Here is a 20108-nt window from a genome sequence, read left to right as displayed (position 1 = left end):
GATATGCGGTTGCAGGCCAAACATCTGTTTTTGCGCTGGCGTGGAGCGTGAGCGCCGCTAGGATGTGTTGGTATCGTAAACAATGGTGGTGCGTCGTTGAAAAGTCCCCGCAAAGCCAAGGCGGCCGAGCCGTCTTCCGCGCGTGGCCCGGTGCCGGCCGCAAGGCCTGGCCCCAAGACGATCACCATCCATGACGTGGCCCGCCACGCCGGCGTCGGCTCGATGACCGTGTCGCGGGTAATCCGAGGGGCGGGCAATGTCAGCGTTGGCATGCGCGAGAAGGTCGAGGCTTCGGTCCGCGCGCTGAACTACCAGGTCAATGTCGCCGCCCGCGCCACGCGCTCGCGCTCGGCCGCCGCGCGGGTCGGGATCCTCTACAGCAACCCCAGCGCCTCCTATCTCAGCGAGATCATGGTCGGCGGGCTGGAGCAGAGCTCGCGGCTGGCCAGCCACCTGATCCTGGAGCGCTGCGAGGGCCTGGCCGGGCAGAAGCAGGCGGTCAAGCGGCTGCTGGCGGCCGGCGTCGACGGGGTGATCCTGCCGCCGCCGCTGTGCGACTCCCGCCAGACCATCAACATGCTGCGGGCCGAGGGCGTTACCGTGCTGGCCCTGGCCACGGCTCGGCCAATGATCGACGTCTCCAGCGTGCGCATCGACGACTTCGAGGGCGCGCTGGCCATGACCCGCCACTTGATCGCCCTGGGCCATCGCGACATCGCCTTCATCAAGGGCGACCCCCAGCACACCCCGACCGAGCTGCGCTACGAGGGCTTCCTGGCGGGCATGTCCGAGGCCGGGCTGACGGTGCGGCCGGAGTGGGTGGCGCAGGGCCTCTTCACCTACCGCTCGGGCCTGGCGGCGGCGGAGAAGCTGTTCGAGGCGCGGCTGCGGCCCAGCGCCATCTTCGCCAGCAACGACGACATGGCCGCCGCCGCCCTGGCCGTGGCCCACGGCCGCCAGATCGCCGTGCCGCGCGACCTGACGATCTGCGGCTTCGACGACACCGCCGTCGCCACCACGGTCTGGCCCGAGGTGACGACGATCCATCAACCCATCGCCGAGATGGGCCGCGCCGCCGTGCGGCTGATTGTCGAGGAGATCCGCGCCAGGAAGAGCGGAAGCGATCCGGCCCCGGTCCACCATCTGCTGCCGTTCACGCTGATGGACCGGGACTCGTCGGGTCCCGCGCCGCCTTAGGCGGCCGGTTCGGCCAGGAGCTGGCGGGCCTCGTCCAGGCTCCATAGCCGCGCGGCGCCGCGCACGCCCGAGGCGTCGCCCCAGACGGCCGGCTTGATGCGCGTGCTCCAGCGGTCGGCGAAGACATGGCGCGAAACAAGGCCGGGCAGGCGCTGGCAGACCTCGGGCACGTTCGACAGGCCGCCGCCGACGACGATGGCGTCCGGGTCGAGGATGTTGCACAGCACCGCCACCGAGCGGCCCAGGCGGTCCATCAGCTGGTCGAAGGCGATGGTCGCCGCCGGATCGCCGGCCCGCCAGGCGGCGATGATCTCTTCGCCGCTCAGGGCCTTGCCCGTCGTCGCCTCGAAGTCGCGCCGCAGGCCTGTGCCCGAGACCCACATCTCCAGGCAGCCGTTCTGGCCGCACCAGCAGCGCGGACCCTCGCGCTCCTCGGCCGTCGGCCAGGGCAGGGGCATGTGGCCCCATTCGCCGGCGATGCCGTTCTCGCCCTCGATCAGCCTGCCGTCGACGACGAGACCGCCGCCGCAGCCCGTGCCCAGGATGATGGCGAACACCACTCTGGCTCCAGCGCCGGCGCCGTCGACAGCTTCGGACAGGGCCAGGCAGTTGGCGTCGTTGGCCAGCCGCACCGGCCGCTGCAGGGCCTCGGACAGGTCTTCGCGAAAGCGCCGGCCGTTCAGGTACAGCGAGTTGGCGTTGCGCATCACGCCGGCAGCCGGCGAGATCGAACCCGGCGCGCCGACGCCCAGGGTGCCGCGCGCCCCCACCTGCTGTTCCAGACCCGTCACCAGCTCACGGACGGTGATCAGCGCCTTTTCGTAATCGCCCGGGTTGGGAACCCGGGCCTTGGCCAGCAGCTTGCCGCTGGCGTCCAGGGCGGCGGCCTCCACCTTGGTGCCGCCGAAATCCACGCCGATCTGAATCACCAGTAGGGCTCCCAAACCCGGGTGAGGCGGACCAGCGCCTCAAGGAAGAAGTAGTCGCCCCAGATGCAGGCCTCATCGACGCCGACGCGGTTGGGCATGTGATAGACGCCGTGGGCGAGGATCCCGGTCCCCGGCTGGCCCAGCGGCAGCAGGTAGCGCTCACCCAGGGTCTCGACCATGGCCAGGGCTGCGGCTTCGTAGGTTTCGCGATCGGGGTCGGCCAGCGGCAGGGCGCGCGCCAGTTCCAGCAGGCCGCAGGCGGCGATGGCCGCGGCCGAGCTGTCGCGCTCGGCGTCGGTGAACACCAGGTCCCAGCAGCAGACCAGATCGTCCGGCAGCCGGTTGAGGAAGTAGTTGGCCAGCCTTGCCGACAGGTCGATCAGGCCGGGATCGGCCTTGTAGCGGTGCACCAGCGGGAAGCCCGAAACACCCCAGGCCTGGCCCCGCGCCCAGCAGGAGGTGTCGCTGAAGCCCTGGTGGGTCTTGCCGCCGACCGGCTCGCCCGTACTGGGGTCCATGTAGAAGGTGTGGAAGGTCGAGGCGTCGGGCCGCACGATGTGCCTGGCGGCCTGGGCGATGTGGCTGTCGGCCGCGATCCTGAAGGTCGGGTCCCCAGTCTCTTCGCTGGCCCAGTAGAGCAGGGGGAGGTTGAGGTTGCAGTCGATGATCATCCGCCCGGCCTGCTCGGGATCGGAAAGATCGCCCCAGGCCTGGATGATGCCGGCGGTCGGCAGGTAGCGGGTCATCAGCCGCCGGGCGGCGGCCAGGGCCGCCTCGCGGCCGCTCATGCTGCCCGTCAGCTTCCAGGCCGCCGCGCACGACAGCGAATAGAGGAAGCCCAGGTCGTGGTGGTCGACATTGACCTCGCGCTCGATCCGGTCGCGGAAGCTTTCGACCTGGCGCTCGGCGGCGCGGCGGTAGCGGGTCTCGCCACTGGCCTCGAAGGCCAGCCACAGCATCCCGGTCCAGAAGCCGTTGGTCCACTCGGTGTTGTCCATCGGCGCATAGACCCCGCCCTCGCTGGAGGGCTTGGGGAAGGCGTCGGTGAAGAGGTCCAGGCCGGCGTCGATGCGGGCCAGGACGGCCGCCAGTATGGCGTCGAGCTTGGTTCGGTCAGGGCGCGGGCGCGCCAGGATCTCGTCGGCGCGAAGCAGCGGCTCACGCGGGGAAGCAGATTGGGACATCGTCAGTTGACCTTGGCCACGTCGGCGCCGCCCAGGTCGGCTTGCGCCAGGGCCGGATCGGGCTCGGCGTCCTTGGCGGGCGGGATTTCACGCGGGGTGGGGGAGAGGGCGAACACCGACGCGACCCAGAAGGCGGCGGCGAACAGGGCGATCAGCAGGTAGGTGCTGGGGAAGCCGATCAGGTCGTAGCTCTTGCCGACGATCGGCGACAGGACCGCAAGGCCCAGCGAGTGGCCGAAACTGACGCCGACCAGATAGAGCGTCGAGGCCAGGCGGCTTTCGAAGTGGAAGGCGATGTAGCGGAAGATCGACACCACCAGGATCGGCAGCTCCAGCGAGTGCAGCATCTTCATCGCCGAGATCGGCACAGGGCCGTGCACCAGGCCAGAGCCGGCGATACGCACGATCATGATCGCCGCGGCCAGCAGCAGGCCGTTCTTGGCCCCGATCTTGTTCACGACGAACGGCGCCACGAACAGCATCCCGGCCTCGAGGAAGATCTGGGCCGAGTTCAGGTAGCCGAACATCGCCGCGCCCTGCTTCGGGTCTGCGAAATGCGAGGCGTAGAAGGCCGGGAACTGCTGGTCGTAGACCAGATAGAGGTTCGTCACGCCCAGGATCAGCACCATGAAGCCCCAGAACTTCGGCAGCTTGAAGATCGCCATGGCGTCGGCGGGCTTGAGGGCGCTGGAGCTTTCGCGCTCGTCGGCGCTGGGCTCGATCCTGGCGAAGGCCAGCAGCGGCAGCAGGATCAGACCCGCGCACGAGGCCAGGGCGAAGTTGTAGAGCGGGTCGAGGTTGAACAGCCGGCCCGAGAAGAAGGCGGCCGCGGCGAAGCCCAGCGAGCCCCACAGCCGGGCGCGGCTATATTCGAAGCCGTACTTGCGTCCCACGCGGTCGACGAACGACTCCAGGGCGTAGCTGCCGGCGATGAAGGTGACGCCCAGATAGGCCCCGCCGGCGATCGCGCCCAGCAGCAGGTTGGTCTTCAGCAGCGGGCCGTAGACGAAGGCGAAGAAGGCGCCCGACAGCACGACCAGCCCGCTGATCAGCCACAGGATGGTCTTGCGCAGCCCCACCTTGTCGGAAACGAAGCCGTACAGGGGCTGGGAGATCATTGCGAAGATGAAGTTGGCGGCGAACACCACGCCGGTCTCGGCGCCGGAAAGGCCCAGGGTCCGCTTCAGCCACAGGGCCAGCAGCGAGATGCTCATGGCCTGGGCGAAGAAATAGAAGAAGAGGAAGGCGCTCAGCAGCGCGTAGTTCTTCCTGATGGCCATGCGACACCCTCCCGCGCCGGCCGCGCTGCGTGGCGCGACTGGTCCGACCCTTCGGTCATAGACTGATCTGATAACGATACCAAGTTCTTTCGGCGTCGTTCTCGCTCGCTGGGCCGGGGCTTGTGCGAGTGATATGATATCGATATCAATATTCGTGTTCGAGCGATCCGCAAGGCTTTTCGACGCCCCGGCGTCGATCCGGCGCTCGATGCCGAAAACAACGACGCCGCCGTTCGGGCAGAGCGTCGCCTGGGGAGGAGTTCACGATGGGGTTCACAGTGCGAAAAGCGTCCTTGGCAGGACTTGCCGGCGCCGCGGCGCTGGCTGGGCTGGCAGGGTCGGCCCATGCGGCCGACCAGGCTGACGCCTCGGGCCTGCATATCTACCCGCTGCCGCCGGGCGGCCTGTTCTACAGCATGCACAACGACACCTTCACCGTGCGGGTGCGCAAGCCGGGCGGGGCCTGGCGCGATCTCTACGAATACACCGCCAAGGTCGATTCCGATGGGCCCAGCGACGTCTCGGTCGTGCAATTCGACTTCGAGGGCGCCGTCGAGATCGGGGTGCGCAAGAACAACGGCGACTTCCAGCGGGTCGAGGTGCGGCCCGCCAGCAAGGCGATCAAGCAAAAGGTCGAGAACGGCGTCGTGCTGTTCACCATCGACCGGCCGCAGAACCTGTCGGTCGAGTTCGACGGCGACCGGCTGCACAACCTGCACATCTTCGCCGGCGCGCCGATCGCCAGGCCCGCGCCGGGGCCCGACGTCGTCTTCTATGAGCCGGGGCTGCACGCGCCGCCTGGCGGGGTATTTCCGGTGAAGTCGGGTCAGACGATCTATGTCGCCGGCGGGGCCATTCTGCAGGGCGTGTTCAAGCCCGAGAAGGTCGAAAACGTCCGCATCATCGGTCGGGGGATCATTGACCGGCCCGCTGACCAGCTGGTCGTTCAGGACTCCAGGAACGTCACCGTCGAAGGCTTGACGTTCCTGACGCCCAAGCACGGCACCATCGCCTGCGCCTCGTCCAGCAGCGTGACCTTCAAGGATATCAAGACCTTGAGCAATGGTTCATGGTCGGACGGCGTCAACGTCTTCGCCTGCAGCGACGTGACCGTAGAGCGGGCCTTCATCCGCACCTCCGACGACAGCGTCGCGGTCTACGCCACCCGAAAGTCGGGCGTCGGCGACACCCGGCGGGTGAGGGTGCGCGACTCGATCTTCTGGCCGGACGTGGCGCACGCGGTGTTCATCGGCCTGCACGGCGACACCAAGGCTCGCAACGTGCTGGAGGACCTGCGCTTCGAGAACATCGACATCCTCGGCCTTGACGAGGATGACCCAGAGTACCAGGGCGCGCTGGCGATCAGCGCCGGCGACGACAACACCGTCCGCGACGTCCTGTTCGATGACATCCGCGTCGAGCAGATCGAGGAGGGCAAGCTGTTCAATGTGCGCACGGTGTTCAACGCCAAGTACGGCACGAGCCCGGGCCTGCTGGTCGACGGCGTGCGGTTCAGGAACATCCGCTTTTCCGGCGCCGGCTGGCCCAGCCCGTCGACGATCTCGGGCTTCGGCCCTGATCGGCCGGTCCGCAATATCAGCTTCGAGAGCGTGATTGTCGGGGGCAAGCGCCTCAAAGCGGCCGATCCTGCGGTGATCGAGATCGGGCCCAATGTCGAAGGCGTGAGCTTCAAATAGCGGGGAGGGCGACGCGGCATGGTTCACCCCTCCGTCTCGGGCGTCTGCTGGGCGCCGCTGAAGCGCACCGGGCGCGTGGCGCTCTACCGCCAACTCGCCGACCGGCTGCGGGCGGCGATCCTCGACGGCGAGCGTCGCCTGCCGACCGAGCGCGAGCTGGCCAGCGGCTTCGCGGTGGCGCGGATCACCGTCAGGGCGGCCCTGGATCTGCTGGCTGCCGAAGAGCTGATCTCCCGTCGCCGACGACATGGCACGGTCGTGCGGGATGGCGTGGTCGAAGTGGGTGTGAAGTCCGTCTTGCCCGTGTAATCGGTTCTGAGAATCCAGCTGCGCCGTCATCGTGAAATGCATCCATGGGTAGTCGTGTCTATGGTTCGTGCTTTGGGGTGATCTCAAATCTCCGCTGTTCAGGCTTGGAGCTGCTCTACGCGATGCGAGGCGGCGCATTGCCAGTAAAGGCCGGATCGAATGCTTCAAAAATCAATGTCGCGAATCTCGTTGACAGGCTTCGAAATGCACTGGTATCGATAACAACAAGCCGGTCGGGGGCGCTGCGCAGCGCGCTCGAGAACGACAATGCGATCGGCCAGCCGGGACGAGGTTTCGGCGCAGAACGAGATCGGACCAAAGTCCGAAAGGGGAGGATAGGATGGGTGGTCTCAACCCTCAGCGCGGCCGTGGCCGCGCCCTGCAAGTTTCTCACATGGTGCTGGCTCTGGCCGCGGGCGCCGGCGCGCTGTCGGCGAACGCCGCGTACGCCCAGGCGACCACGACGCCGGCCGCCGACAAGCCGGTCACCGTCGAGAGCACGGCCGTCGACGAAGTGATCGTCACCGGCGTGATGGTCGGCACCGCCGCCAAGAAGGCCAATGTCTCGTTCTCGGTGCTGAACGAGGACGACATGAGCAAGTTCACGCCGATCAGCGCCGACGACATGCTGCGCGACATGCCCGGCGTGGTGGTCGAGTCCAATGACGGCGTGGCCCGCAACGAGGTCTTCACGCGCGGCATGACCATCGGCACCGGGGCCAACACCTCGGGCTATTTCTGGACCACGATCCTGGAGGACGGCCTGCCGGTCGTGCCGTTCAAGTTCAGCGGCTTCCAGGACGGCTATTTCTACCGCGCCGACATCTCGACCAGCCGGGTGGAGTCGGTGCGCGGCGGCTCGTCGGCCACCGGCGTCACCACCTCGGTGGGCGCCACCTTCAACTACATCACCGGCAAGGTGAAGCCGGGCGCGGTGATCCAGACCCGGGTCGGTTTCGAGGGCGAGGACCTGCACCTGTCGTGGAAGCAGGTCGACGGCGCCTATGGCTGGGTCAACGAGGCCGGCGACCTGGGCGTGGGCGTCAGCGGCTTCTATCGCCGCTCCAGCGGCCAGGTGGATCCGGGCTTCGACCTGAACCACGGCGGCCAGTTCCGGGTGAACCTCTACAAGGACTACAACACCGACAACGGCGGCGGCTCGCTCAACCTCGTCTACAAGCACCTGGACGACACCAACGCCGAACTGACGACGTTCCAGCAGCCGACCTACGGCTACCAGAACCCCGAGGAGATCCCGGGCTTCGGCCGCGACGTGAACCTGTTCATGAACGGCGGCAAGCAGACCGTCCCGAACTACTTCAAGCCGGGCAGCCACACGCTCGATCCGTCGGACGGCTACCGCTACAAGCAGGACGCCCTGTCGCTGCGCTGGAACCACGACATCGGCGAGCGCCTGACCTTCACCGGCGCGGCGCGGATCCAGAAGTCGACCTATCGCGGCCAGTCCTACAAGCCCCAGCAACTGGCCTCTCTGGCCTCGGCGGCGGCGACGCGCGAGCGCTTCGGCCTCAACATCAACAACCTGGACCGCACGCCGGGCTACTACGTTTTCACCAACGCCGCCGGCCAGGAAGTGGCCCGCGTCGCCAACAACGTCGCCGGCTCGCAGCTGGGGACCAACTACCGCACCGGCGCGGCCTGTCCGCGGGTGACCTTGGCCACCTGGCAGAGCAACAGCCTCTGCATCGTCGGCAACACCTTGCCCAACCGCAACATCGACATGCGAGGCGGCGTGGTCAATGGCGTCAACCTGCCGGCGGAAAGCGCCACGCAGGACCTCGTGCTGCTCACCCGCGCCGAGGACAACTACCGTGAATCCGTCGACTACATGGGCAACTTCACGGCCACCTACCGCGGCGAGACCTGGAGCGTGAACGGCGGCCTCTACCTGTCGCGCTCCGAGCAGGTGAACGACAACTGGGCCAACGGCCTGGGCGTTTCGGCCTGGGCCGACGGCCAGGTGCAGAACCTGAACGTCAAGTACGTCACCCAGAACGGTACGAACTATCAGCTGACCGACGCCGGCGGCTGGGGCTCATACGGCAGCGGCCTGTTCACTACAGTCTCGCAGCGCGCGCGGATCATGGAGCTGTCGCCCTATGCGGGCTTCGCCTGGTCGCCGACCAGGCACTGGGACTTCAACGCCAGCATCAAGTACCAGTATTTCCACGCCCGGACCTATTCGGAGACGTGGGACACCCGCAACTCCGGCGCGGCGTCGCTGACCAACGGCGGCCTCGATGGCGATCCGCTGACCGTCTACGACAACGTCTACATGACCAAGACGCCGGCCAAGGTGATCGGCGCCGACAAGGATCTCGGCCTGGTCGATTACAGCGTGGCGCTGGGCTACAACTTCAACGACAAGCACAAGATCTATTATCGCTATACCGACGCCAAGCAGCCGTCGTCGGGCGTGATCAATCGCTATTCGACCGCCGCCACCCTGGTGCGCCCGCTAGGGCCCACGGCCTACATCAAGGGCCACGAGTTCGCCTATACGTTCGGCGATCGTCGCTTCAACGGCCAGGTCACCTATTTCTACCAGAACTTCGCAGTGAACGATTATCCGACCGGCATCGACAAGGACAACGTCTCGACCTATCTGCTGCCGGACAACTTCAACAAGTATTTCACTCGAGGCATCGAGACCTGGGCCAAGTGGCGGGTCACCAAGAACCTTGAGTGGAATCCGTCGGTGACCTTCCTGAATGGCAAGACCACCGAGGCCTATGTCTGGCTGAACACCGGAGCGAACGGCAACGGCGCGGACGACGACGTGCTGCGCATTGACGCAGGTCTGCTGGCGCGCTCGCCGAAATGGACGCTGAGCAACACGGTGTCCTATCGCTACAAGGACTTCCGCCTCAACGTCCGCCATCGTTGGATGGATGAGCGCAAGCTGAACACCAATTCGCTCGACCACCGGTTCCTGCCGGCGCAGGACAACCTGGATGTCTCGGTCCAGTACAGCGGCCTGAAGAAGACGATGGTCACGCTGGATGTCCGCAACGTGCTCGATAAGGCCTACATCTCGGCCTACGACCCGATGATCAGCACCAACCTTCCCACCGGCGTGCAGGTCTACGACGTTGTCGAGCAACTGCCGGAGTCCGGTTACCTGGTGAAGCGCAACGCGCCGCGGTCGGTGTGGCTGACCGTGCGCAAGGAGTTCTAGGCCGCGGCCGGAACCCAAATGCCCGGCGGGCGAGGGTGTCGCGCCCTCGCTCGCCGGGCCTATCCCAAGCATCACGAACGAGGGGCGCATGACCCGCCATCGGCTGATCCTCGGCGCGAGCGCTCTGCTCGGCCTTCTGGCGACGCAGGCCAGCGCGGCCACGCCGCTCATCGACAAGGTGGTGTTCGGCGACGCGGTTTCCGAGGCCGCGCACGCGGTGGACGCTTCGGCGTCAGAGCGTGTCGAAGGCGGCCTGGGTCTCGCCGCGCGGCGCTTGCCTCCAAGCGAGGCCGGCGCGCGGTTCAGCGGCGACCTGAAGTTCCGCCTGGCCGTCGATCCGGCGATCCAGAACTACGCCTCGATCCGCCTATGGGGCGGCGACGTCAATGACGGCAAGCTGACCCTGTTCTGCGAGGGCAGGCAGGTCGGTTATCGCCACCTGGGCGACGTCGAGATCCTCGACATCGGAACCCAGGAGCCGCCCTTCGCCGGTCGCTTCACCTACCGCACCTTCCCGCTGCCGATCACCCTGACCTGGGGGAAGAAGGCGCTGGACTGCGCGATCCGCGCCAGCGGGCCCTACGCCGTCTACACCCAGCAGTTCGAGAGCTTCCAGAAGCCCATGAGCCAGGCCTCGCGGCCGGTCTATGCGCTCTATGTTCACGCCGACCCGTTCCTGGACAGCGGCGATCAGGCCGGCGTCGCACCGCCGCTGGCGGCCGCGCCTTCGGCCGGTCCCGAGGTGCTCGACGACCTCAAGGTCCGGGTGAACCGCGAGATCGACCGCAAGCTGGCCCAGACCGGCCCGCTGAACCTGCTGGAGGTGCAATTCCTGGCGCGCGCCGCCGCCCTGTCCTGGACCAAGGCCCACGCCAATCCGGCCGTGGCCCGCAAGGTGATCGAGAGCGGCGACGCCTTCTACGCCCGCTTCCTGGCCGATCCGAAGAGCGTCTATGTCGACGCCAGCCGCACCAACGCCGACTGGGACGCCATGGGGCCGTTCGGCAAGGCGCTGCGCCTGCTGCAAGCCGATGTCGCGCCCTATCTGGATACGCCGGTCACGGGCGTGGAGGGCGCTTCGACGCGTCGCGAGGCCTATGCCCGGATGCTCGACGCAGGGCTCGGCTACATCCAGACCCATCGCCGGCTCTACACCAACCAGTCGATGATCGTGGACCTGGGCATCTACTGGAGCAACGAGGGCCTGCGGTCGCTGGACAGCCCGCTGGCCCGGCCCGAACCGGCGATGCGGCGGTTCTTCTACGAGTCCATGGGTCTTGCGCCCTGGACCGGCAGCCTCGACGAGGCCGGCAAGCCGACCTATTCCAGCGCCGCCGCCGACACCGGCAGCTTCCGCTCGGCCGACGACTACAGGCTCTTCACCCAGGCCGGGCTTTCAAAGGAGCTGGGCTTCGTCGGCAGCTACGGCGAGATCCTCGACTGGGCGACCAGCATCTACCAGGCCACGGCCGCGACGTCGGGCGGGCAGGGCGATCCGCTCCTGCGCGACCAGCTCTTGAAGATGGCCAGGGCGCGGATGGCCTTCCGCTATCCGGGGATCGACGCCGAGGGCGCGCGCACCATGCTGCTGGAGGCGCCGATCGGCTGGCGCGACCCTGTCTATCCGGGTGCGACGACCTACGTGCAGAAGTCCGGCTGGGACAACACGCCCTTCAACGTGGCCGTCGCCACGCGCGACCCGCAGCTGATGGCGATCGCCCGCCAGGCCCTGGATGACGGCCAGTACTACGCCGTGCTGCGCGATCGCCTGAAGGACAAGAACCAGCGCACGACGATCGGCCTGCTCGACGCCTATGACGAGTGGCTGGCGGTCAAGGCCTGGCCGAAATCGGAAGTGAAGCTGCCGATGACGGCGGGGCAGCCCGACTTCGTCTTCGCCGATCCCGAGGGCGGGGTGGTGGCGATCAAGAACGGCGACGACGTGCTCTACGCCTCGCTCTACTGGCGGGCCAACTGCGGGGTGAACCGTCTGGCGCGCTTCCACTACCAGACCCCGACCGTCGATCGCATCGCCACTATTGCTGCTCGGGTCGACTTCGAACCCAGCGGCAAGACCTGTGTGCGGCGGGCGACGCCGCACATCTCGGCCGGCTCGATCCCGATCGTCCGCTATCCGGGCGAGGCGCCGGCGGCGCTGGAGGGCGAGGTCCTGCCGGTGGCCAAGGGACCGCCCGAGGCCCGCTACAAGGACCAGGACAACCCCTATGCTGGCCGCGGCTACTACTACGAAGCGACCTACGGCCCGTACCTGATCGCCATGAACGCCGGGAGCAAGGCGGTGCTCGTCGACCTGCCCAAGGCGGCGAGCGAGCGGACCGATCTGGTCACTCGCCGCAAGTTGGCGCCGGACGCGACCAGCCTGACCCTGGCGCCGGGCGCGACGGCGGTGATCTGGTCGCCGGGGCGCTAGGGCTTGGGCGTGATGAAGACCAAGAGCGCGCGTTCCTTCGCCCAGGACGACGAGAAAAGGGATCGGGTCGGATTTCGGGGGGAGCGGCCATGACCCGCGATCACGACCTGCGGCTGGTCGCGCCGTTCAGCCCGACGATCATCAAGGCGACCATGCCGCCGGGCGTGGTCGAGCGCCTGAACGCCCGTATCGACGAGATCGTCGCGCGCCAGGACGAGGTCGCCGCCCGCGACTGGTCGGCCCATCTGGCGGGCGCGGTCAGCACCGAGATCCGCTTCACCGACGTGATCCGCGAGACGGTCGAGCTGAGCGATTTCCTGTTCGACGTGGCCCGCACCTACACCTACCGGTGCGAGAACGCCCTGATGCATTTCTCCGACTACGAGCGCACCGAGGAGCTCGAGGCGAAAAAGCTGCGGATCGAGATCAAGGAAGGCTGGATCAACGACATGGTCGCCGGCGACTACAATCCCGCCCATTTCCACCAGGGCTGCCTCTATTCCAGCGTCGGCTTCCTGCGCGTTCCGCCCGGTTACGAAGCCGAGTTCGCGTCCGACAAGGCAAGGCAGAACACCGCCGGGTGCCTCCAGTTCATCGACAGCCGCAGCGCCGTGGGCGTCAAGAACCTCTTCACCGTCAAGCCGGTGGTCGGCGACTTCTACCTGTGGCCCTCGTGGATGCTGCACTGCGTCTACCCGTTCCGCAGTCCGGGTGTGCGGCGGTCCATGGCGATCAATCTCGCCCTGGCCTGAGCGGGGCCAGCGCAGAGCCGCTTGCACCCAAGAATGATATCGATATCATAATCTGAAGTCAGAAAAAGCGTATGGGGAGCAGCGCGTGAAGAGCCGAGCAAAGCGGATGGTTTCGGGCCTGGCCCTGGCGACCTGTCTCCTGGCCGGGACGGCTTCGGCCCAGACCCTGAAGGCGGCCCATCCCTACCTGACCTTCAGCGACGCCCACGTCTCGCAGTTCAAAGCCCGCGTAGCCGAGGATCCCGACGCCAAGGCCGCCTGGACCAAGGCCCGCGCCGAAGCCGATGCGGCCCTCACCCGCAAGCCGGCCAACGACCGCGAGCTGAACGCGGCGCTGATGGGCCTGTCGCTGACCTACCGCATGACCGGCGAGCGCAAGTACGCGGATCGCGCCAAGGCCCTGCTCTACATCTATGCCGGTCGCGCCAACTGGGTGACCGACAAGCCGCTCCTGGCCCGCAATCCGGTCTGGAACTCCGACCTCGGCATGGGGACCAGCGCCTACACCTACGGGCTTACGTTCGACGCCATCCACGATGCCCTCAGTCCCGCCGAGCGCGACCGCCTGGCCAAGGCCCTGGTCAAGGGCGCGATCCGCCCGACCCTGAACGACTGGATCGACGGCAAGGAGCGGATCCACAGCCTCGACACCATGGGGCACAACTGGTTCAGCCATATCGTCTTCGGCGTCGGCGTGGCGGCGATCGCCATCAAGACCGAAGAGCCCCAGGCCGACGCCTGGATCCGCCGCATCGACGAGGCCGCCGAGGAGTGGGCCAACTACGACGGCAGCGCCATCGAGACCAAGCCGGCGCACTTCGCGTCCAACGGGGCCTTCGTCGAGAGCATCAACTACGCTGACTTCGCCGCCGAGGGCTATCTGCGCTTCAAGCGCGCGTGGCTCGACGCCTTCAAGGAAAAGCCCGCGGCGACGCCGCGCCTGGCGGGCCTGGGCGACTACTTCATCCAGAACCTCTACCCGACCACCGGCGGCTTTCTGTCGACCAACTTCGGCGACGGCAACCCGACCTCCAGCGGGGCCAGCGCCATCGCCAATCTGTGGGCCAGCGGCGACCAGCAATCGCGCTATCTCTGGTACCTGAACACCGTGCGGCCCGACCCCAAGCAGGACGTGTTCGCCGAGCCCGAGAATATGGTGCAATGGCCCTCGGCCAAGGCTCGCGCTTCGGTAGGCAAGGGGCCGGGCCTGCCGACCAGCTGGATTGACAGCGACCTGGGCGCGGCGACGCTGCGCTCGTCCTGGGCGCCGGACGCCACCTTCCTGGCTCTGCGCTCGGGCTTCACCTGGAACCACAACCACGCCGACGCCGGCAGCTTCATCCTCTGGCACAAGGGCAAGCAGCTGCTGATCGACTCCGGCAACAGCAGCTACGCCCGGCCCGAATACGACGGCTACTATCGACAGAGCGTGGCCCACAACGTCGTCACCCTGGACGGCAAGGCCGAGCCGGAGAGCAACACCTACAACGGCTCGCACTTCGTGGGGCGGGTCGACCACCTGGTCGACGCCGGCGACCTGCGCTTCGTCTGGGCCGACGCCACGGGTCCAAACGCCCGGACTTTCGAGCGCAAGTACCGCAGCTTCATGTGGATCGGCGACGTGATCCTGGTCATCGACGACCTCAAGGGCTGGGCGCCGGGCCAATTCGAGTGGCTGATGCACTACGAGGGCGAGGCCAAGCGCCAGGGGCAGGTGATTACCGTCCGGAACGGCGAAGCCGAGGTGGCGGTGCGGCCGCTGTTCCCTGAGGCCCTGCCGGACGCGGGCCTGTTCACCGACTATCCCGAGCTGATGCGGATGGCCGAGGGAAAGGGCCTGAAGGATCATGCGCCCGACGAGGCCCAGCCCTATCTGCGCCTGCAGGCGCCGGGCGTGACCGACCGGACCAAGTTCGTGGTGGCCCTGACGCCCAACGGGCCTAATCCCGCGCCCAGGATCGAGAAGGTCGAGACCAAGGACTGGCTGATGGTGCGCGTGCACCAGAAGGGCGAGGTCACCGAGGTCTATTTCAACCTGCTGGCCGACGGCCGGATCCGCCACCGCAACGCCAACGCCGATCTCGGCGGCTGGCAGACCGACGCCTACATCCTGGCGCTGACCTATCCGGAGGGCGGCAGCGCGGCCAAGCCGCGTCGCTGGTTCGTCGCCGACGGCAGCTATCTGCGGCGCGAGGGGCGGGTGGAGCTGGACAGCCTGTCGAAGGCCTTCGTGGTCAAGAGCAAGGCGGGGCAGGGCGTCGAGGCCAGCATCCAGGGACAGCCGACCTACGCCATCCGTCTGGCCTGCGACGGCGCGCGGGCGATCAAGGTCGACGGCGTCGCCAGGGCCTGTTCAGGCGACGTGGCGCTGGCGCGTCGGTCTCCGCCGTCCAACTGAAACGCAATCATCGCATTTGTCTGACAAAAGCTCTTGTCAGCGATATATGATATCGATAACAAGTATATGTGGTTGGAGAAGATCGCCGCTCAGGCGACGCCCCAATCCGGGAGTGAAACAGAGAGGGCGCGCCAAGCGCCCGAGCCAACAGGGAAAGCCCGCCTCGCGCGGGATCTGACGGGCCGCGCCGGCTTATCGGGCGTAGGCTCCGCAGGAGGGGAAGCCATGAAGTCCGAAGTTCAATCGCGTCTGTTCCTGACCGCCTCGACGCTGGCCGTCGCGCTGGGGGCGTTCGGCGCCGCCCACGCCCAGACCGCGCCGGCGCCGGCCGCCGAAGAAGCCGTCGAGGAGGTGGTCGTCACCGGCATCCGCCAGAGCCTGCAATCGGCCGTGCAGGTCAAGAAGAACACCATGGAGGTCGTCGACTCCATCCGCGCCGAGGACATCGGCAAGCTGCCGGATCCCAACGTCGCCGAGACCCTGACCCGCATCCCGGGCGTGCAGGGCTATCGCTATGGCGGGGAGGGCGCCTCGCCGGTCGGGGCCGGCTCGGGCCTGACGATCCGGGGCCTGTCGGGCCAGACCGCCTCGCAGGTCGACGGCCGTTCGTACTTCACCGCCGGCGGCAGCGAGTTCAATATCGAGGCCGCTATCCCCGGCATGATCGCGGGCCTGGACGTCTACAAGAACCCTTCGGCCGAGCACATCGAGGGCGGCATCGGCGGCCTCGTCGACATCAAGACCCGCCGTCCGCTCGACCTGCCGAAGATGTCGGGCAGCGTGGCGATCTCCGGTCGCTACAACGACATGGTCAAGCAGATGCAGCCCGAATACTTCGGCCTGGTCTCGCACAAGTGGGATGTCGGCGACGGCGAGATGGGCCTGCTGCTGGGCGCCAACTACCAGAAGAGCTGGAACCGGTCCGACAACGCGCCCGGTCCCGGCGGGACCAACCTGCGCCGCGTGGTGCGCGCCGACAGCGCCGAGTACGTCGGCAACAGCGCCTACAATCAGGCCTATGCCGGCCGCAGCGACGTCGCCTTCCTGGCCGACGTGGCCAACCCGCTGGCCCTGACCTCGGCCGAGCGCGCCAACCTGGTCAACATGGCCGGCGTGCAGATCAACGTGAACGAGGAGGACATCCAGCGCACCCGCAAGGGCTTCGCCGGCGCCTTCCAGTGGAAGGTCCGCCCGGGCCTCGAGTTCTATGTCGACGGCAACTACAACGCCTACCTCTACCACCAGGGCTATCGCTTCCTGAACGGGTCCGACAGCCGCTATGTCCAGGGCTTGGCGACCACGCCGTTCAGCACCACCGAGGGCCTGGCCAACCGCAACGCCAATGGCGGCGAGGACGCGGTGCTGGCCGGCCAGCGATTCAACAGCGGCACGTTCCTGGGCTCGAGCTTCTCGTCGATCGGCGGCGACGAGCATCGCCTCTACAAGACCTGGATCCTGGCCGGCGGCGCCAAGTGGTCGCCGACCGACGACCTCGACCTCAAGGCCGACCTTTCCTACGTCAAGGCTGACCAGCACCAGGACAACCGCTCGGTGACCATGACCCCGCGCGCGGGCCTGGGCTGGAACGTGACGCGCCAGGTCGGAACGCCCCAGACCCTGTCGATCAGCGGGCCGGACCTGTCGAACCCCGCCAACTGGGTGCTGCTGAACTACGCCAACGGCACGAACAACGTCTATGACGACGCAGGGCTCGCCGCCCAGTTCGATGGAAAGCTGCGCATCAACGACAGCTTCATCAAGGCCGTGAAGTTCGGGGCGCGCTACTACCGAAAGAAGTCGAAGTTCTACAACTACTCCTTCAGCGGCAAGAACCTGACGACCGACGGCCTGGCCCTGACGGCCAGCCAGTCGAACGGGATCCTCGCCTCGACCGTGCAGGATCTGGTCGCCGGCTCGCACACCAACTGGTTCGACGGCGAGGCGGGCTATTCAGGGGGCTTCCTGACCTTTTCGCCCGATGCGCTGCTGGGCGACAATGTCCGCAACCGCTTCGCCCTGGCCGGCATTCCCGCCGAGGACTCGCTGCCCGAAGTGCTGCTGTCGCGCCGCAAGGCGGTGGAAGAGACGCTGGCCGGCTATGGGGTGGTCGACTTCGCCTTCCTGAACGACCGCATCCGCGGCAACGCCGGCGTGCGGGTGGTGCGCACCAATCTCGACGCCGAGGCCCGGGTCACCGACACCAGCGGTGGAACCTCGGTGATCGTCCCCAACAGCCAGGGCAACAGCTACACCGACGTGCTGCCGACCCTGAACCTGACCGGCTACATCCAGGACGACCTGCTGCTGCGCTTCGGCTTCGGCAAGGGCATGACTCGGCCCAGCGTCGGCGACATCAACCCGACCGTGACGGTCAACCTGACCAGCGGCACGGGCAGCCAGGGCAACGCCAATCTTCAGCCGCTGCGGGCCTACAGCTACGACCTGTCGCTGGAAAAGTATTTTGGCCCGACCAGCTACGTCTCGGCCGCGGCCTTCTACAAGAAGGTCGACGGCTTCCCGATCGGGATCGAGAGCTGCCAGACGGTGGCCACCTCGCAGCCCTACAGCGGCGTGACGCCCAACAACTGCCCCACCGGCCAGTTCCGCATCACCCAGACCCAGAACGCCGACCCCGGCTTCGCCAAGGGCGTCGAACTCGCGGCCCAGACCTTCTTCGACTACGATTTCCTGCCTGAGGTTCTGCACGATTTCGGCGTCCAGGGCTCGTACACCTGGGTCAAGACCGAGTTGCCGCTCGGGGCGATGAAGGTGCGCCAGCCGTTCCAGTCCGACCAGAACTGGAGCCTGGCGGGCCTCTACGAGAACAAGAAGGTCTCGGCGCGCCTCGTCTACACCTACCGCTCGGACTACGTGCTGTTCGGGATCTCGCCCAATCCGATCGATGGCCGCTACCTGAAGGGCTACGGCCTGCTCGACGCCTCGGTGAACCTGAACCTGCGCGACGACCTGACCCTGTCGCTGACGGCCTCGAACCTGACCAACAAGGCGCCGATCCGCTACGTCGGCGAGCCGGACGGCGGCTACGACACCGACATCCTGCGTCAGTATTTCATGAACGGCCGGGTCTACGGGATCAGCCTGCGCTACAAGTTCGGCGGCTGACCGTCGCCGCATAAGTCCCGCCTTGGGGCGCCGTCGACGACGGCGCCCTTCTTTTTTTCGTTCAGCGGAAGGAGAGGCCCGAAACCTCGCCGCTGACGGCGATGTCGCCGTCCTTGGCCGACTTCACCGGCTTGCCGCCGATGCTGAGGTTCTCGATCGTCACGTTCTTGACCGCCGTCTGCGGCGACAGGCCCCGGATGATCGACAGGCTGGGCATGCCCTGGCCGGTATAGGCGACATTGCGGATCCTCAGGCCGTCGATCCCGCGCCCGGGCGCCTTGTTGTAGCGCGGGTTGTTCCCGGCCACGATGTTGATCAGCTTGCCCTCCTCGATGCGGTCGACCCGCACGTTGCTGAAGGTGATGTCGCGGATCAGCGTGCTGTCGCCGGAATAGGCGGCGATCACGCCCTCCCAGTCCGGATCGTCCTCGTCCAGATTGGCGACGTCGATGTTGTCGAAGGTCACGTCGCGGATGGTGCGCGGATCGGCGTTGTCGCCGAAGTGGCCGATATAGAGGGCGTGGGCGACGTCGACCCACAGGCGCATGTTCGAGACCTGGATGTCGAAGGTGTCGCCCGGCGGGTTCGGATCGGGGATCCCGGTCTGGGCGGCCTTCTGGCGGCAGATCGGGCAGTCGGCCACGGCGTAGACCACCACGGCGTCGTCCGAGACCCGCAGGTAGCCGTCGCGCACCTTCACGTGGCGCGAGGTCGAGATGTTGATGCCGTCCGACCACTTGCCCGAAGTGAAGCCCGTTAGCTGGCTGAACGTGACGTTCTCCGAATTGCGGATGTTCATCACCCGGGCCGCGTCCTTGCGGTCGCTGTTGACGATGATCAGGTCCGAGACCTCGACATCGCGGGCCTTCTCCAGGTCGATGGCGCGGCCGGGGTCCCACAGCAGGCCGCGTCCCGAGATCTTCACGTCGCTGATCCCATTCAGGTCGAAGGCGCCCTTCAGCACCGCGCCGCCGTCCATGTAGACCCGTTGGCCCGACTTTACCGGAAAGTGGTCGAGACCCGCCGGCGGCGTGTGGAAGCCGGGCCCGAAGTAGACGACGTCGGCGCCGGTCGGGCGGGCAGGGGGCGGGGCGCCGGCCACGATGTGCAGGTTGCGCAGGCGGTCGTCGTCGAACTGCAGCGAGAAGCGCTCGGGCCTGGTCAGGGTCATGTGCAGGATCGAGCCCTGGCGCTGGGGCTTCACTACGCTCGACAGCGGCGCGACCGAGACCTCGGAAAAGCGGCCGTTGTTCTTCATCACCTCCAGCTCGACCGTTCCGTCGAAGTCGAAATAGACCAGCGAGGCGTTCTGCTTGGTGTCGGTGTCGACCTGCACCCGGTACTCATAGAGGTCGCGCCATTCGCCGCCGGGCGTGCGCACCCGCACGGTGAAGTCGTCATTGTGCGCCACGTACATCAGCTGCGGCGGGACCGGATAGGTCAGCAGCGTGTCGGCCAGGGCTGGGCCGGCCGTGCCTCCCAGCAGCATGGCGACGAGGGCCGTGGCGGCGCGGCGGGCCGGGTTCTTCTGTCGGCTCATGTTTCCTCCCTAGGATCGCAGCAGCCTCGGTCATTATGATATCGATATCAATAACGCCGGCATATGTGA

The 20108-nt window shown here is 67.0% G+C and carries 12 protein-coding genes; 8 read left to right on the top strand and 4 right to left on the bottom strand.

Going from position 1 to position 20108, the window contains the following annotated elements; translation table 11 throughout:
* Positions 1 to 96 precede the first annotated feature (96 nt).
* Complete coding sequence (locus SGCZBJ_RS10695) at positions 97 to 1197, top strand: LacI family DNA-binding transcriptional regulator (RefSeq protein WP_240621473.1); 1101 nt, start codon at positions 97 to 99, stop codon at positions 1195 to 1197.
* On the opposite strand, the gene SGCZBJ_RS10690 is transcribed toward SGCZBJ_RS10695, so the two are convergent.
* The 3 genes from SGCZBJ_RS10690 to SGCZBJ_RS10680 are packed head-to-tail and all read right to left on the bottom strand — an operon-like array spanning position 1194 to position 4590.
* Entirely contained in the window at positions 1194 to 2126 is a 933-nt protein-coding gene (locus SGCZBJ_RS10690) for an ROK family protein (protein ID WP_101717989.1), read from the bottom strand. The genes SGCZBJ_RS10695 and SGCZBJ_RS10690 overlap by 4 nt on opposite strands.
* Entirely contained in the window at positions 2123 to 3310 is a 1188-nt protein-coding gene (locus SGCZBJ_RS10685; protein ID WP_101717988.1) for a glycoside hydrolase family 88 protein, read from the bottom strand. The genes SGCZBJ_RS10690 and SGCZBJ_RS10685 overlap by 4 nt, the downstream gene beginning before the upstream one ends.
* A gap of 2 nt (positions 3311 to 3312) precedes the next feature.
* Positions 3313 to 4590 (bottom strand): oligosaccharide MFS transporter, encoded by a 1278-nt coding sequence (locus SGCZBJ_RS10680; protein ID WP_101717987.1) that lies wholly within the window; start codon positions 4588 to 4590, stop codon positions 3313 to 3315.
* 293 nt (positions 4591 to 4883) lie between these two features.
* Between SGCZBJ_RS10680 and SGCZBJ_RS10675 the strand changes: the two genes are divergently transcribed.
* The 7 genes from SGCZBJ_RS10675 (at position 4884) to SGCZBJ_RS10645 (ending at position 18499) form a co-directional block, all read left to right on the top strand.
* Entirely contained in the window at positions 4884 to 6287 is a 1404-nt protein-coding gene (locus SGCZBJ_RS10675) for a glycosyl hydrolase family 28 protein (RefSeq protein ID WP_165799298.1), read from the top strand.
* Between the two features lie 18 nt (positions 6288 to 6305).
* On the top strand, positions 6306 to 6596 hold the full coding sequence (locus tag SGCZBJ_RS10670) for a winged helix-turn-helix domain-containing protein (RefSeq protein WP_101717985.1): 291 nt from the start codon (positions 6306 to 6308) through the stop codon (positions 6594 to 6596).
* Positions 6597 to 6936: 340 nt separating this feature from the next.
* Complete coding sequence (locus tag SGCZBJ_RS10665; protein WP_101717984.1) at positions 6937 to 9795, top strand: TonB-dependent receptor plug domain-containing protein; 2859 nt, start codon at positions 6937 to 6939, stop codon at positions 9793 to 9795.
* Positions 9796 to 9883: 88 nt separating this feature from the next.
* The gene (locus SGCZBJ_RS10660; RefSeq protein ID WP_101717983.1) at positions 9884 to 12226 is read left to right on the top strand and encodes a hypothetical protein; all 2343 of its coding nucleotides are present in this window, start codon (positions 9884 to 9886) and stop codon (positions 12224 to 12226) included.
* Positions 12227 to 12315: 89 nt separating this feature from the next.
* The gene (locus tag SGCZBJ_RS10655; RefSeq protein WP_101717982.1) at positions 12316 to 12978 is read left to right on the top strand and encodes a putative 2OG-Fe(II) oxygenase; all 663 of its coding nucleotides are present in this window, start codon (positions 12316 to 12318) and stop codon (positions 12976 to 12978) included.
* 85 nt (positions 12979 to 13063) lie between these two features.
* Positions 13064 to 15376: a heparinase II/III domain-containing protein gene (locus tag SGCZBJ_RS10650; RefSeq protein ID WP_133149229.1), complete on the top strand. Its 2313-nt coding sequence runs from the start codon at positions 13064 to 13066 to the stop codon at positions 15374 to 15376.
* Positions 15377 to 15601: 225 nt separating this feature from the next.
* Entirely contained in the window at positions 15602 to 18499 is a 2898-nt protein-coding gene (locus SGCZBJ_RS10645) for a TonB-dependent receptor (protein ID WP_101717980.1), read from the top strand.
* 61 nt (positions 18500 to 18560) lie between these two features.
* On the opposite strand, the gene SGCZBJ_RS10640 is transcribed toward SGCZBJ_RS10645, so the two are convergent.
* Positions 18561 to 20039, bottom strand: coding sequence for a glycosyl hydrolase family 28 protein (locus SGCZBJ_RS10640; RefSeq protein ID WP_101717979.1), 1479 nt, complete (start codon positions 20037 to 20039; stop codon positions 18561 to 18563).
* Positions 20040 to 20108: the final 69 nt, after the last annotated feature.

Source organism: Caulobacter zeae (genome assembly GCF_002858925.1).
GTDB lineage: Bacteria > Pseudomonadota > Alphaproteobacteria > Caulobacterales > Caulobacteraceae > Caulobacter > Caulobacter zeae.
The sequence above is the reverse complement of the archived record's forward strand: the minus strand, read 5'-3'. Positions and strand labels throughout refer to the sequence as shown.